Origin of the sequence: Citrobacter sp. Marseille-Q5395, assembly GCF_947057495.1 — a bacterium.
In the GTDB taxonomy this organism is placed as follows: Bacteria; Pseudomonadota; Gammaproteobacteria; order Enterobacterales; family Enterobacteriaceae; genus Citrobacter; species Citrobacter murliniae.
In genome coordinates this window covers 1-14382 of sequence record NZ_CAMSEL010000030.1, presented here as the reverse complement: position 1 = coordinate 14382, position 14382 = coordinate 1, and the positions used below count along the sequence as shown (strand labels likewise).

The window sequence follows — 14382 nt, the reverse complement described above, 5'->3', positions numbered from 1 at the left end:
CGTGACACTAGGGGGGGGGGTTTAATGTGCAAGGAGCATCATTAAGTGATTATTATAGATTCAAATTGTTCATAACTCAGTCAGCTTTTGATATTCATTACAAACGAACCAAATCTACAGCATCATAGGCGAATATTCCTCGTCAAAGGTTAAACGGCAACTTCTTACTTTTCAGCCGCCAGTATTGTGTGTCCATAACCAGAATAAAAAACCACAACAATACTCGTTACTCTACCTGAGTTAAACATTTTCATTCATTCCCGCTACCCAGTCGGTATTTTCCTGCCCCCAGAAACATAATTGACAACCCGCCCAAGAAATACAAAGCTTCACTTTCCAACCCCCATGCCCCTACATCCGTGATTGTGAAAAATTTCCCCGTACCAACCAGCAGAGTCGCAACCAGCAAATTGAAGGCATAAATGAATGCTGCGGGGCGGGTAAACCAGCCAGTAATGATAAGAATGGGCGCGATAATTTCGCCCATGTACACACCATAGGCGATGAAACCCGGAAGCCCTTTGTTCTCCAGAATGTCAGAAATCCAGCCCACCCCATGGCTTACTTTTGCCACACCGTGAAACAACATTAGTATGCCAAAAGTAAGCCGGAGCAGAAGCTTGCCAAAATCAGGATGATCTGTGTATCGGGTAAAAACAGCATTAACTTTGTTCAACATTTTTTACAAGGTCCTCTTTTATCTTACTTCGGAGATCATGATGCATTGCCCGTAATCCGGGGTGTGATTAATTAGCTGGTGGGACATTCGACGCTCCACATCGTGTAACGTACTGCCTCCCTTCGAGTCTGAAAACCCATGATGTTGTGTATCAGAACTGACTGAACCGGCACTAATAAAATTGTCTCGTGGTTGGCAGATGCAAAAGCGGCATTTAACCATCTGGTAGAACAAAGCGTATGCCGGGCGTTCTTATGAAATCCAGTCGAAAATTTTGAATAACTAAGTCAGTGATTCCGATTGTTTCAACAGATGCAACATGGGAGTGATCACTCCCGGTTTTATCTAACACTGGGAGGCCGGTCATAGTTACTGTCAAAAAGTTTTGTAAGCATCAGCTCAGAATAGTTGACTATTAAAACATAGCTATTTAATAATAGCTAAAATCTTAACGGAGAACTAATTTGGAAACACAACTAACTGTTCATTCTGACCTGCTTGTCGGGTTGGCTGATACAACGCTAAATGTTGCTCGCAAACTGAGAGTGCACTCACACCATGCCCCTGAGGTCGTTGCGCTTACTCCTCTGGAGTGTCAGGTACTTCTGTACATATATCAGTTCCCTGGTGTCTCTCCAGGAGCTCTCTCTCAACAGATGGCATTGAGGTCAAGCAACACAGCTAGTGCGTTGCGGGGACTGATAAGAAAAAACCAGGTGGAACGCACATCAAACACATCGGATCAACGAGCAGCATGCCTTCATATAACTGCTGCTGCTGGGCAAGCTATTGTGACCGTACGCAAAACTTGGAATGAATTGTTGTCGCAAGCAAACATTTCAGAATCAGAACTTAGCGTGGCAGTTCGCGTCCTTAACACAATTAATACCTCGCTTTTAGAACCATGATTTCACACCTGAAAGGCTAACTAATGAAGAAATATCGAATCCGGCCTGTAGCCGTTACACTCGTTGTGTCGCTGGCATTGGTGGCATGCAAACAAGAGGATGCTGGAAATACAGCTACGGCAGATAAAAAACTGGACGTCGGGGTTGTAACTATACAATCCCAACCATTAGCTTTGTTAACCGAACTCCCAGGACGCACCACTGCTGTCAATCGGGCAGAAGTTCGCCCCCAAGTCAGCGGCGTTATTCTTAAGCGTTTATTCAAGGAAGGTAGTGACGTCAAGGCAGGACAACAACTTTATCAGATTGATCCGGCAAGTTTTCAAGCAACCCGTGATAAAGCTGCAGCAACGCTGTTTTCAGCGCATGCACAAGCTCAACGCGACAAGCCTCTCGCTGCAGCTAATGCCATTAGTCAACAACAGTACGTGTCAGATATAGCATCTGAGCGCGAGGCCGCGGCTGATCTGAAAACGGCAGATATCGATCTCAATTATACGCAAGTCCGTGCCCCGTTATCCGGTACAATTGGCCGCTCATCGGTAACCGAAGGGGCTCTGGTTACTGATGGGCAAAGTACTGCACTGGCCACAATTACCCAACTCGATCCCATATATGTTGATGTAACCCAATCTTATGGCGACATTTTACGTATGCGCCGTGAGTTCGACAGCGGTCAGCTGACACGTGTTGGTGATAATGCAGTAAAGGTAAGCCTGACCCTGGACGATGGATCGACCTATTCACTGGCCGGCCGGCTTGAGTTTTCCGAAGTGTCTGTTGATGAGGGCACAGGTTCTGTCACATTACGGGCCACCTTCCCTAATCCTAAGCATCTTCTGCTTCCCGGTATGTTTGTGCATGCCAAGCTAAACGAAGGAACTAACCAGAATGCTATTCTGGTTCCTCAAAAGGCTATCAGTCGTGACAGTCAGGGCAATGCCACCGTCTTCGTAGTAGATGGTAATGATCAGGCCAAGCAGATAAGCATTACCACTAGCCAAATGTACGGCGGTAATTATCTGGTCACAAATGGGCTATCCAATGGTGACAAAGTCATCATCAACAACCTGCAAAGCGTCAAAGACGGTCAAAAAGTTAATCCGACTGAAGCCCAACCATCAAGCTCTAAGAAAAAGCAGAGCAGCGGAAATATGTCATTCATTGAATCTGCAGAGCGCTGAGGTTTTCCATGTCCAAATTTTTCATTGATCGACCCGTCCTTGCATGGGTGGTTGCTATCGCCATCATGCTTTTCGGTGCCATTTGCATCTTTCAGATGTCTATTAACCAGTACCCCAGTATCGCACCGGTACAAATATCAGTGACGGCAACCTATTCTGGTGCCTCTGCACAGACTGTACAGGACACGGTGGTAAAACCGATAGAGCAAGAGCTCACCGGACTGGATAATCTACGTTATATCACCAGTCAAGCCAACAATGATGGCAGTGCCACCATTATCGTAACGTTCAATCAGGGGACCAATCCTGATATTGCCCAAGTGCAGACACAGAACAAGGTGTCATTGGCGGAGTCGTCCCTTCCTTCTGCCGTCACTGATCAGGGTCTGGATGTGCGTAAGTACCAGCAAAACTTTTTCCAGGTCATTAGTATTTCATCAAAAAGCGGGAGGCTGAGTAGTGCACAACTGGGCGACCTACTCGTTTCAAATCTACAGGATTCCATTGCGCGGACGGCCGGTGTAGGTGACTATCAGGTCATGGGGGCTGAAGGAGCCATGCGTATATGGATGGATCCCGCTAAACTGCACAAGTACAACCTGATGCCCAGTGATGTGGTCAACGCCATTGATGCACAGAACGTCCAGTTGTCATCCGGTCAGATAGGTGGCGCGCCGACCCTTCCGGGTACGCAAACAAATGCGACTATCATGAGTAAAAGCCGGTTTACCAACCCGGATCAGTTTAAAAACATATTGCTGAAAGAAAATACGGATGGTTCACAGGTCAGGGTCAAAGATATCGGCACAGTGGAATTCGGCTCTGAAAATTATTCCATATCATCAAGTTATAATGGGCAACCCTCTGCCGGGATAGCACTGCGATTGGCTTCTGGCGCCAATGTTTTGGAAACCGTCAAAGCGGTGGAGAAAACGATTGAGGCACATCTATCCAGTCTTCCTGATGATATCGAAGTCCAGTTCCCGTATGACACCGCACCGGTAACATCCGCCTCTATCGAAGAAGTCGTCAAGACACTCCTTGAGGCGATCGCACTGGTTTTCCTGGTCATGTACTTGTTCCTGCAAAATATCCGGGCCACGCTGGTTCCAACGCTAGTTGTCCCCGTCGTGTTACTTGGCACCTTCGGTATACTTCACATCTTTGGTTATACCATCAATATCTTGACCATGTTCGGGATGGTATTAGCCATCGGCCTATTGGTTGATGATGCGATTGTCGTTGTCGAAAACGTCGAACGCGTCATGCAAGAGAAAAAACTGGGGGCCCGAGAAGCAACAAGGGAATCGATGGGGGAAATCCAGGGAGCCCTTGTCGGCATTGGTATCGTGATCACTGCAGTCATGCTGCCCATGGCCTTCATGAGTGGGTCCACCGGGATTATCTACCGACAGTTTTCTATCACCGTTGTGTCTTCCATGCTGCTCTCGGTGGTGATGGCATTAATCTTTACACCGGCGCTCTGTGCTTCTCTATTGCGCGCAAAAGATGTTCAGGGCGAGAGTAAAACCGGTTTCTTTGGCTGGTTCAACCGGTTAGTGGAAAAATCCACTAACGGTTATGTCAGCAGTGTCGCGGGTGTTATTAAACGACGTATTCTGTTTTCGGCAATTTATATTGTGGTCCTTGCTGCTGTTATCTTCTTTTATTCCCGCCAGGCAACCACCTTCCTCCCCGATGAGGATCAGGGAGTAGTCATGGTTCAGCTCACGCTTCCCCCCAATGCCTCTGCAGAAAGAACCCAACAGGTGATTAGCGATGTCACCAACTATGAACTCGAACATCATAAGGATGCCTTGAGTTCTGTCTTTTCAGCCAATGGGTTCAGTTTTGCAGGTCGCGGGCAAAATATGGCAATCGGGTTTATAAAACTGAAAGACTGGAGCCAGCGAACAGAGTCTGCCGATCAGATAGCCAGTGCCACCATGCAGCACTTCGCCAATTACAAGGATGCCAAAATACTGGCCATGATTCCTCCGGCGGTTATGGAGTTGGGGAATGCCACGGGGTTCGACTTCTTCCTATTAGACAGCCAAAACAAGGGACATAATGCGCTAATGAACGCGAAGGATCAGCTTTTAGCTCTGGCAGCCAAGGACCCCCGCCTGTCCCAAGTGCGTCTCAATGGTATAGAAGATACACCGATGTACCAGATCAATATTGATGATGAACGGCTTCAAGCCCTTGGTATTTCGATCTCTGATGTAAACGATACATTACAGGATGCCTTGGGGGGCAACTATACCAGTCAGTTCACCTATGAGAATCGCACCAAGAAGGTGTATATACAGGGGCGCGCCCGGGGACGTGTGACGCCGGAAGATATTAACCAGTGGTATGTTCGCAATAGCAGCGGCGACATGGTGCCATTCTCCGCCTTCGCCAGTGGACACTGGAGTTATGGTTCTCCTGACCTTCATGCTTTGAATGGTACTGCGGGTGTGGAAATCCAGGGCTCCCCAGGAAAGGGTTATAGCTCAAGTGATGCAACTAGAGCTATTGAAGAGATAGTGCAAAAACTGCCCGGGTATTCATTACAGTGGTACGGTCTCTCCTATGAGGAACAGGCGGCAGGTTCCCAGGCGCCAATGCTGTATACCCTCTCCATTATCGTGGTTTTCTTGGCTCTTGCAGGGCTCTATGGCAGTTGGTCGATTCCAATTTCGATTCTGATGGTTGTGCCATTCGGCGTGTTGGGTGCCTTACTGGCTATTCTGTTCCGGGGCATTGACAGCGATATTTTCTTCAACGTTGGGCTGCTCATTACAGTGGGGTTATCCGCGAAGAACGCAATTCTCATTGTCGAATTCGCCAAAGATATTCATGAGAAAGAAGGCAAAAGTTTGTTGGACGCCGCATTGCAAGCTTCCCGTATTCGCATACGTCCGATCATAATGACATCAATGGCATTTATTCTGGGCGTACTGCCACTCTCTTTTGCTTCAGGTGCCGGTGCAGGTAGTGAACATTCCATCGGTACGGGGGTTGTGGGAGGCATGATCGCGGCCACCTTCCTTGCCATCTTTTACGTACCACTTTTCTATGTGCTGGTCGTGAGCTTATTCAATCGCCGTAAAGAGAAAAGTATAACCCAAGCCAGCAGTCAGCTTGCGGCGGAGGACTCCCGAAATGATCAATAATCACCTGCTGCAGCATATCGTATTGGCAAGCGCCATGACGTTGGCACTGAGTAGCTGTTCCCTGGAACCGAAATATGAACAACCCTCCGCGCCGGTGCCAGGCCAGTATCCTGGGGAACAAGGGAAGAACGGTAATGTCCAGAAGGTCGTGGATATCGGCTGGAAAAGCTATTTTATTGACCCAGCCATGCAGCAGTTGATCGGTATTGCCCTTGCCAATAACCGGGATCTGCGTATTTCAGCATTGAATGTTGAAAAGGCCGCGGCACAGTTTCGTATCCAGCGCTCTCAGCTCTACCCTGCGTTGGATATTAACTCATCGCTTACTGGCCAACATTTACCCAAAGGGTTATATCAAACCCAGACCTCTGGGCCGGTGACTTATCACGACAACAGCGCCAATGTGGGGATCAGTTCCTGGGAAATTGACTTCTTTGGACGCCTGCGCAGTTTGAAACATCAAGCGTTAGAAACGTACCTGGCTCAAGTTGCCACGCAACGTTCGGAGCGAATCAGCCTGGTGGCCGAAGTCGCCGAGGGATATATGACGCTCGCTGCCGACAATAGCCTGCTGGATCTTGCGCAAAAAACCTATAATAGCCAGCTCAGTACATTACGCCTGGAGCAGCTCAGTTTGCAGCATGGCAATACCAATGCCCAGAACGTGGCTCAGACAGAAATGACGGTTCAGTCGGCAGCGGTCGATATTGCCCAATACCAGCGTCAGGTTGCAGACGATATTAACGCACTACAGTTATTGTTAGGCGCACCAATACCGCACGCTATTATTGGCAATGCGAAATTGGAAAATGTTGCCGCTTTCCGCGAACTCCCCGCAGGTTTACCTTCAGATCTGCTGACCCAACGGCCGGACATTATTGCTGCGGAAGAGACACTGAAAGCCGCCAATGCGAACATTGGCGTGGCCAGAGCAGCCTTTTTCCCCAGCATCAGTCTGACAGCGACGGCCGGCACCGAAAGTGGTTCACTCGGGAACCTGTTTGCCGGACATCAGGGAGCCTGGACCTTCGAACCCTCCCTGAATTTACCGATCTTCGATTGGGGCTACAATCAGGCCAATTTAGATGTCGCCAAAATTGAAAAACGCAGCGATATCGCAAGTTATGAAAAGACGATCCAGACGGCGTTCAGAGAGGTAGCCGATGCCCTTGCGGCTCGCTCGACCTACGCAGATGAACTTAAGGCCCGGGAAGAAAACCAGTCCGCAAGCCAACGCAATTTTGATTTGGCTACACTGCGTTATCATCAGGGCGAAGATAGCTCTCTGGACGTCCTTGTTGCGCAACGTTCATTATACAGTGCGCAGCAGACTATGTTATCGACACGACTTTCTGCATTGAACCAGCAGATAACCTTATACAAAACCCTGGGGGGCGGCTGGAAAGAGTAATATTTGGAGGGTCTTTTCATGACCCGCCTGCTTATGCATAAAAACAATGGAATTATCTCAATTTTTGGTCTGAACCAAACGACATAAGGTAAGCAATGATGAAAGATGTTTCTATCAAGCGCATCGCACCAGTACTCGGCCTACTCGGTGCGATCGGACCACTTTCAATCGACATGTATCTTCCTGGTATGCCCCTCATCGCGGCCGATCTTGGCGTTAATGAGGGCATGGTTCAGTATAGCCTCATGTCTTTTTTTATTGGCCTGATGATTGGTCAGTTATTTTATGGTCCCGCATCGGATAAATTCGGGCGTCGATCAATGATATTTATAGGGTTAAGTATATTTACCGTAGCATCTATAGCATGCTCTCTGGGAAATACTGCCGACGAATTGATTGTATGGCGCTTTGCTCAGGGCTTCGGAGGTTCCATCGGCATGGTTATCGCTTTAGCGATAGCACGTGATCTTTTTGTTGGCCGTCAGGCGGCTACACTCGTTGGTGTAATTATGGTGGTAACCGGCGTCGCGCCAATCATTGCCCCACTGCTCGGAACCGCCATTCTGAAAATACTTCCGTGGCCCCTTCTTTTTGTTTTAATGGCGCTATTCAGCGCATTTTGCTTATTCCTGGTAGCAGAACAGCTTCCCGAAACACGCACAAAATTATTACGGAAAGAAAGTAACCCACTTGAAGCAGTAAAAAACTATGGGCGTCTTCTCTGCAAAAGAAACTTCATAGCATACGCGGGTACGCAAGCTTTTGCCCAAGCGGGCTTTCTAGCCTATCTTGCAGGATCATCTTTTGTATATATATCGGTCTATAAAGTTTCTCCTGTGATATATAGTCTACTTTTTGCGTTAAATGCTATTGGCATGATCGGCGGGGCCCAACTGGCACCACAACTTATGAAATATTTCAATCCTAAAACAATTATCCGAGGCGCATTGTTGGTCTATACAATTGTGGCGATTCTGCTAGTGATGCTGCAAATTAGCGGTAGTGCCAGACTTTTATGGGTAGCTCTATTGCTTTTTCTAGTGGTATCTTCACTGGGTTGTATTGTCCCACTTAGTGGGACACTGGCCCTCGAGTCATATGGCAATATTTCTGGTACAGCATCAGCATTGATCGGGGCGCTGCAATTTGGTGTTGGAGCTATTGCTTCATTTTTTGTTGGTGTAGCTGCTGATGGAACTGCTCTGCCTATGGTAGCAACAATTGCGCTTAGTGGGTTTGCCGCATGTTCCATCGCGTTTTGTTGTTTTCCTCATAGATAATCTCGATATCACTTATAGGATTAGTGTTTGTATGACAGAGATGTACAGACTGGTAACAGAAGCCATTTATTTTATTTAGTATTATGAATGTCTTTGTGAGTTCTTTCCTAGGAACGGATATTATTCTACCATTAATTTGATGAATCTGCAGCTATCGTTATAGCAGAAAAAACACTTAAGGCGGTTTGGACATCCGATTCTGAAATATTATTTTGCCCAGTAAGTTCGCGCCAGGTAAGTATTATGTATTTTATTTTATTTTCGATTCCATTAGATACATAAAAGCATTCCTGCCCTCGTTCAGCACAGAACTGGCTCATTACAAGCCCTTTCTCCTTAAGACCAGCTAAGGCTAAATTTGTATCATCTGTCTTTAAAGACAGATGATCAGTAAGCGTTTTTATGGTCATGCCGGGGCACAGTCGGATATGAAAAAGGAGGAAGCATTCCACCGTTTTGAGACAAACTTCATTTGATGGATTAAGTTGGCATCTATCTTTTTCATGTTCACACCTAGTTATAAGATGATGTTTTTCAAGGTTTTTATTAGATTTCAAAATCACTTCCCTTTTATAATTACTATGATAACATAGCTATGTTATCAGTGGTAAAAGTGTCAAGCAAGCTGCAGAGAGTAGTTGTAGCCAAAATGACATTTCACTGAATAACTGCAATAAACAGTAGTGGCATATAAACATTTACGGAGAACATAAAATGAAGCTCAAACAACTGTCTCTATTAGTACCAGTCTTGTTGATGGCTGGCATGGCGCAAGCCGCAGAAATCTATAATAAGGATGGAAATAAGTTAGATCTATATGGCAAAATTCAGGGGATGCATTATTTCTCTGATGACAAAAGTTCTGATGGAGATCAATCATATATGCGATTTGGTCTAAAAGGACAAACACAAATTACCGATCAACTCACGGGTTATGGACAATGGGAGTATAATGTTCAAGCTAACAATACAGAAAGTTCCAGCGATCAGTCCTGGACTCGTCTGGGATTTGCTGGTTTGAAATTTGGAGATGCTGGTTCATTCGATTATGGTCGTAACTACGGTATCGTTTATGACGTCACTGGCTGGACCGATATGTTGCCAGAATTCGGTGGTGATACTTATGGCTCGGATAACTTCATGCAACAACGTGCGAATGGTCTTGCGACTTACCGTAATTCCAATTTCTTTGGTCTAGTTGATGGTCTGAATTTTGCACTGCAGTATCAAGGTAAGAACGGCAGTTCAGACGGTGAGGGAATGACTAACAATGGTCGTGGTGCATTGAGGCAGAATGGCGATGGCTATGGTGGTTCATTAACTTATGATATCTGGAATGGAATTAGTGCTGGTTTTGCATACTCTCATTCTAAACGCACAGATGATCAGAATACACAGCTAGCATTAGGTCGTGGTGACAATGCTGAAACCTACACGGGTGGGTTAAAATATGATGATAATAATATTTATTTAGCGGCACAGTACACACAAACTTATAATGCAACACGTATTAGTGACCAGGGATTCGCTAACAAAGCGCAAAATTTTGAAGTAGTGGCTCAATACCTTTTCGACTTCGGCTTGCAGCCTTCTATTGCGTATTTGCAATCTAAAGGTAAAGATATCGAGCAGTATGGCGACCAAGACATCCTCAAATATGTTGACATAGGCGCAAGCTATTATTTCAATAAAAACTTTAAGGCATTTGTAGATTATAAGATTAATCTTCTTGATGATAATTCATTCACTCGTGCTGCCGATATTTCTACTGACGATATTGTAGCATTGGGTTTAGTTTATCAGTTCTAATAACGCAATGGTTGAACCGGCCTGGAATACAGGTCGGTTTTAAAGGGGGATAAATGAATACATCCAGAGCAATTTCATTTAAAGATCTACCTGGTATATTCAAAAGCATTCATTCCAATACAGGGATGGGACTTACCTGTTTTTTTTCGAATAATGATCTTAGGATTAGAAGTTTAGCCTGTGGATATCCAGAATATTTGCTTTCAACAGAAATAAATATACTTTTCCATTATTTACCGAACCTGTTTCAGCAAACATTTATAGCTACTCTATTGAATACAGGAGTTGATGTAAATGAAGCCACCAGCCTTACTCGTAAATCTTTCATACTGAAACCTCCATATCCCTATGTTTGTCTCCCCACAGTTAATTCTACAAAAGATATACCACGTTGCCTTCCATCCCCATCTCGTAGACGTATCATTCCGCTGTTGAGTAAACATTATGTAACACAACTCAGACAAATGCTCTCCGAACGTGAGTTGACGCATCATTCCCAAAAAGACACATCGATTTGGGATATCGACAGGGCAACTGCAACCCGATGGTTAACTGAGGCAATCCATCGGGCAAATGGTGATGGTATACAGTTTCCTCTGGATATCTCTCTTGAGACATTCAAAAGCTCATACGCTGTTTACATGCTCACTTTGGGTGTCACCCCTTTTCTTCTTCGGAAATTTATTGTTGGAAATTAGTAACCAATTTCCTATTAGACAGTCTTACTTAAGGTAAGAATCAAAACTTATTCATATTCCAACACTTCTTCCTGATTAACATAAAGCGGTAAGCACAGAGTGTCATGGCTCGGCAAGTATCGTGTCAATTGAAGACAACACATTTACGGCGATACGCAATTCTTCTAAGGTGATGTCAGCCTTTAGCAATAACTCTTTCCAGTTGCTGCGAACAACTATAATCGATTCTTCGGCTAACGGCGTAAGGTAAAGCCGAGCAACACGCTTGTCCAATGAGTCGGCACGTCGTTCTATCTGCTCTTTTTCTATGAGACCACGAAGTGCGGCAGCGGTGTTGCTTGAACGTAAAGCCAGTTCATGGGCAAGTTCTGATGGAGACACTCCAGGACGTTTATGGACATGCAGGAGCACGAGACATTCCAACGGGCTTAAGGGAACAATGCCCGGATTTTGCAGGCTATATGCATGCAATTTGCGTGCAACATGCAGGGTCGTGTCTGCCATCTCGATTAGCAGTTCAGAATGATCAATATTTTTTGTGGGCAAATGAACCTCCCTTGCCGTACAAAATTACCTATGATAAAATAGCTATGATTTTGTTGGTAAATTACAAACGTAGAACCTCGGGCTCTTTTGGTTTTTTACCATAAAATCTCAATAAAAATCAAAACATTAAGTTAAAGGAAACATTTTATGGCGCTCATTAAGATCCTTGGTGGCACTGGGTATGCCGGTAGTCACATAGCCTCTACCGGAACAACCCGCGGGCATAAGATATTATCATATAGTAAAAATCTACCGGCGGAAAAAGTGAATGGTGTTACCTACATCACTGGCGACCTACGTGATGAAGCATTCCTTGCCACTGCATGTAGCAATGCAGACGTAGTTATCTCAGCATTATCAGCTCGTGGCCCTCTGGCAAAAGAAATGGATTTTCGCACCCTTCTGCGCAGAGCGGCTCTTATTGCAGCTCAACAGGGAATCAGATTTGGCGTCATCGGTGGGGCAGGCTCTCTTCTTAGAAAACCGGGAGGGCCACGTTTTGTTGATACCCCCGAATTTCTTGAGATAGCTAAACCAGAAGCACTTATACTTGCCGCTGTTCTTGAGGATCTTTATATTTCGGATCCTCGTTTAGATTGGTTTTTCGTTAGTCCTGCCGCCAATTTTGGCCCTCATGCTCCTGGAAAAACTACCGGAAATTATCGTATAGGAGGCGACATACTTCTTTATGACGAAAATGGTAATTCTGATTTGTCTGGTGGGGACCTCGGCTTAGCCGTTATCAATGAAGTTGAAAACCCGGAACATCACAGAAAGCGTTTATCCGTAGTATATTAAACTATAGAAGAAGTGCATTTATCCTGAAAACATGGACGTGAGCAGGCAGTATCTTATCCGGATAATATCAGTCGATAAAAGAGCAAATAAATTTTTCTCGGTTGAAAAACTCTGATATCCAATAAGTTTCGAGATCATCGGAACTCTTCAGAGTTTCCATAATGCAATCTGCCAAACTTAAATTTATTTCCTGACAGTGTTTTGATATAAATCATACATGAGAAATTTATGCATGGACCACAGTAATATAATAAATGACCTCTTAAAATGGATAGAATGCAATCTAGAATCACCATTGAAGCTTAATGATGTTGCTACACGTGCAGGGTATTCAAAATGGCATTTACAACGTATATTTAAATCCATAACTGGACAGACGTTGGGAAATTATATAAGGGCTCGAAGATTAACATTGGCAGCATTAATGTTAAGACTAACAAATCGACCTTTACTTGACATTGTAATGCATTACGAGTTCAAATCACAACAAAGTTTTACAAGGGCCTTTAAAATACAATTTGGTAATACACCTGCATCATACAGAAATAGCCCTAATTGGGATTTTTCAGGTATGACCCCATCTTTAGAGTTATCGTTATACATTTCACCTATTCCTGAGTATATAATACTCCCTCATATAAAGACATATGGAATAACATTACATGACTCTTGCGAGTTTAATACATTTCAATCATGCTGTCAGAAAATTAGATTTTCTGCCAAATCTCTTTTCAATAAAAAATTCGGGCATATACAACCGATTACATATGGTATATGTCAATCAAAGAGGAGTAAATTGAAAGAAAATGAAATAGAAATTACATATTCGAGCACAACTATAAAACAGTTTTTGTCGCCAAATATATATAGCATCTGTGAAATAGATATTAAAAGTGGTTTATATGTGCGTTTTCCGTATCATGGGGATAGCAAAAATTTTCAGGATTTTATTATGATAATATATCATTACACATTGCCAAAAATGAAATTGATACGTCGAAATACTGATGACATAGAATGCTATTATAATGTATTTGATCATGCCGAGGAATGTGTTTGTGATAAAATCCATTGTGATTATCTTATACCTGTGGAAAAGAAAATATAGGTAAAAAAACATAACTTCATTACTTATGTAATGATGGGGATATATTTTAATTTGCTTTATTTAAGAGTATATATATTCCATGCGCCAGATTTTAAGTTTGCCTTTTAATTTTAGGGGATAACAACCCTGCAGTCAGATGAATATAATACACAGTACAGTCTCAATAAGAAGAAGTTCCATTTTTCTATTGCAATGGTTACTATCTTTTCAGCGTTGTAAGAGTATCGGAAGTAGCACTTATCAATTGAACCTCACTTTCAAAAACAAACACCTATTAATAATAAAAAAAATAACAAATAACAAATAACAAATAACAAATAACAAATAACAAATAACAAATAACATTTAATTTATAGATTTCACATAACATAATACCATCCATCTAAAGTTTATCTAAATAATAATAACTCAGTACCAGAGTCACTTTATCATAATAAATGCTAACAACTCTCCTTTGCAACTTATTCATTCACGCCAAGATTTCAATGGTAACTTGCTGAAATATAATAAATTAAATTTAATAATAAAAACTATAAAGTTATGGCACTTTTCATTAAAAAAAACATCACTTACCCTCAATAATTTAAAATCATGTGAGTATATTTATGTATTACCTTGATCGACTATATGATTTAATTTTTTAATTTAAACAACACTCAGATTAATAATTAAGTTTAATCAATGATATAGGATGCATCCATACCATTCTCATGATTAATAATCATATCGAATGATAAACTGATGACTAATAACAGAGTGAATTATACAAACAATATAAACCCCAATGAAATATTTATTAT

General features: G+C 43.5%; 12 protein-coding genes. 9 read left to right on the top strand and 3 right to left on the bottom strand.

The features are described 5' to 3' along the window. Window positions 1-250: 250 nt before the first annotated feature. Window positions 251-679, bottom strand: a complete 429-nt coding sequence (locus tag OH663_RS23855) for a DoxX family protein (RefSeq protein ID WP_263525894.1) — start codon at window positions 677-679, stop codon at window positions 251-253. A gap of 545 nt (window positions 680-1224) precedes the next feature. Between OH663_RS23855 and OH663_RS26190 the strand changes: the two genes are divergently transcribed. The 5 genes from OH663_RS26190 to OH663_RS23835 all read left to right on the top strand — a co-directional run bounded on the left by OH663_RS26190 (window position 1225) and on the right by OH663_RS23835 (window position 8623). Further along, on the top strand, window positions 1225-1587 hold the full coding sequence (locus OH663_RS26190; RefSeq protein WP_476579526.1) for a MarR family winged helix-turn-helix transcriptional regulator: 363 nt from the start codon (window positions 1225-1227) through the stop codon (window positions 1585-1587). 23 nt (window positions 1588-1610) lie between these two features. After that, window positions 1611-2771: an efflux RND transporter periplasmic adaptor subunit gene (locus tag OH663_RS23850; RefSeq protein ID WP_263525893.1), complete on the top strand. Its 1161-nt coding sequence runs from the start codon at window positions 1611-1613 to the stop codon at window positions 2769-2771. A gap of 8 nt (window positions 2772-2779) precedes the next feature. Further along, a complete protein-coding gene (locus OH663_RS23845) occupies window positions 2780-5932 on the top strand; it encodes an efflux RND transporter permease subunit (RefSeq protein ID WP_263525892.1) in 3153 nt (1050 codons plus the stop codon). Further along, entirely contained in the window at window positions 5922-7343 is a 1422-nt protein-coding gene (locus OH663_RS23840; protein WP_263525891.1) for an efflux transporter outer membrane subunit, read from the top strand. Before OH663_RS23845 ends, OH663_RS23840 begins: the two co-directional genes overlap by 11 nt. A 95-nt stretch (window positions 7344-7438) precedes the next feature. After that, complete coding sequence (locus tag OH663_RS23835; RefSeq protein WP_263525890.1) at window positions 7439-8623, top strand: multidrug effflux MFS transporter; 1185 nt, start codon at window positions 7439-7441, stop codon at window positions 8621-8623. A gap of 131 nt (window positions 8624-8754) precedes the next feature. Here the strand turns inward: OH663_RS23835 and OH663_RS23830 are convergent, their stop codons facing one another. Then, window positions 8755-9180 (bottom strand): hypothetical protein, encoded by a 426-nt coding sequence (locus tag OH663_RS23830; RefSeq protein ID WP_263525889.1) that lies wholly within the window; start codon window positions 9178-9180, stop codon window positions 8755-8757. Window positions 9181-9337: 157 nt separating this feature from the next. Between OH663_RS23830 and OH663_RS23825 the strand changes: the two genes are divergently transcribed. Continuing rightward, complete coding sequence (locus tag OH663_RS23825) at window positions 9338-10432, top strand: porin OmpC (RefSeq protein ID WP_263525888.1); 1095 nt, start codon at window positions 9338-9340, stop codon at window positions 10430-10432. A gap of 53 nt (window positions 10433-10485) precedes the next feature. After that, the gene (locus tag OH663_RS23820) at window positions 10486-11130 is read left to right on the top strand and encodes a site-specific integrase (RefSeq protein WP_263525887.1); all 645 of its coding nucleotides are present in this window, start codon (window positions 10486-10488) and stop codon (window positions 11128-11130) included. Between the two features lie 102 nt (window positions 11131-11232). Here the strand turns inward: OH663_RS23820 and OH663_RS23815 are convergent, their stop codons facing one another. After that, entirely contained in the window at window positions 11233-11676 is a 444-nt protein-coding gene (locus OH663_RS23815; protein WP_263525886.1) for a MarR family transcriptional regulator, read from the bottom strand. Window positions 11677-11823: 147 nt separating this feature from the next. On the opposite strand from OH663_RS23815, the gene OH663_RS23810 reads away from it, so the two are divergent. Continuing rightward, window positions 11824-12474 carry an NAD(P)H-binding protein gene (locus OH663_RS23810; protein WP_263525885.1) on the top strand — a complete coding sequence of 217 codons (651 nt, stop codon included), beginning with the start codon at window positions 11824-11826 and terminating at the stop codon, window positions 12472-12474. 217 nt (window positions 12475-12691) lie between these two features. Next, entirely contained in the window at window positions 12692-13582 is an 891-nt protein-coding gene (locus tag OH663_RS23805; RefSeq protein ID WP_476579525.1) for a helix-turn-helix domain-containing protein, read from the top strand. Window positions 13583-14382 lie beyond the last annotated feature (800 nt).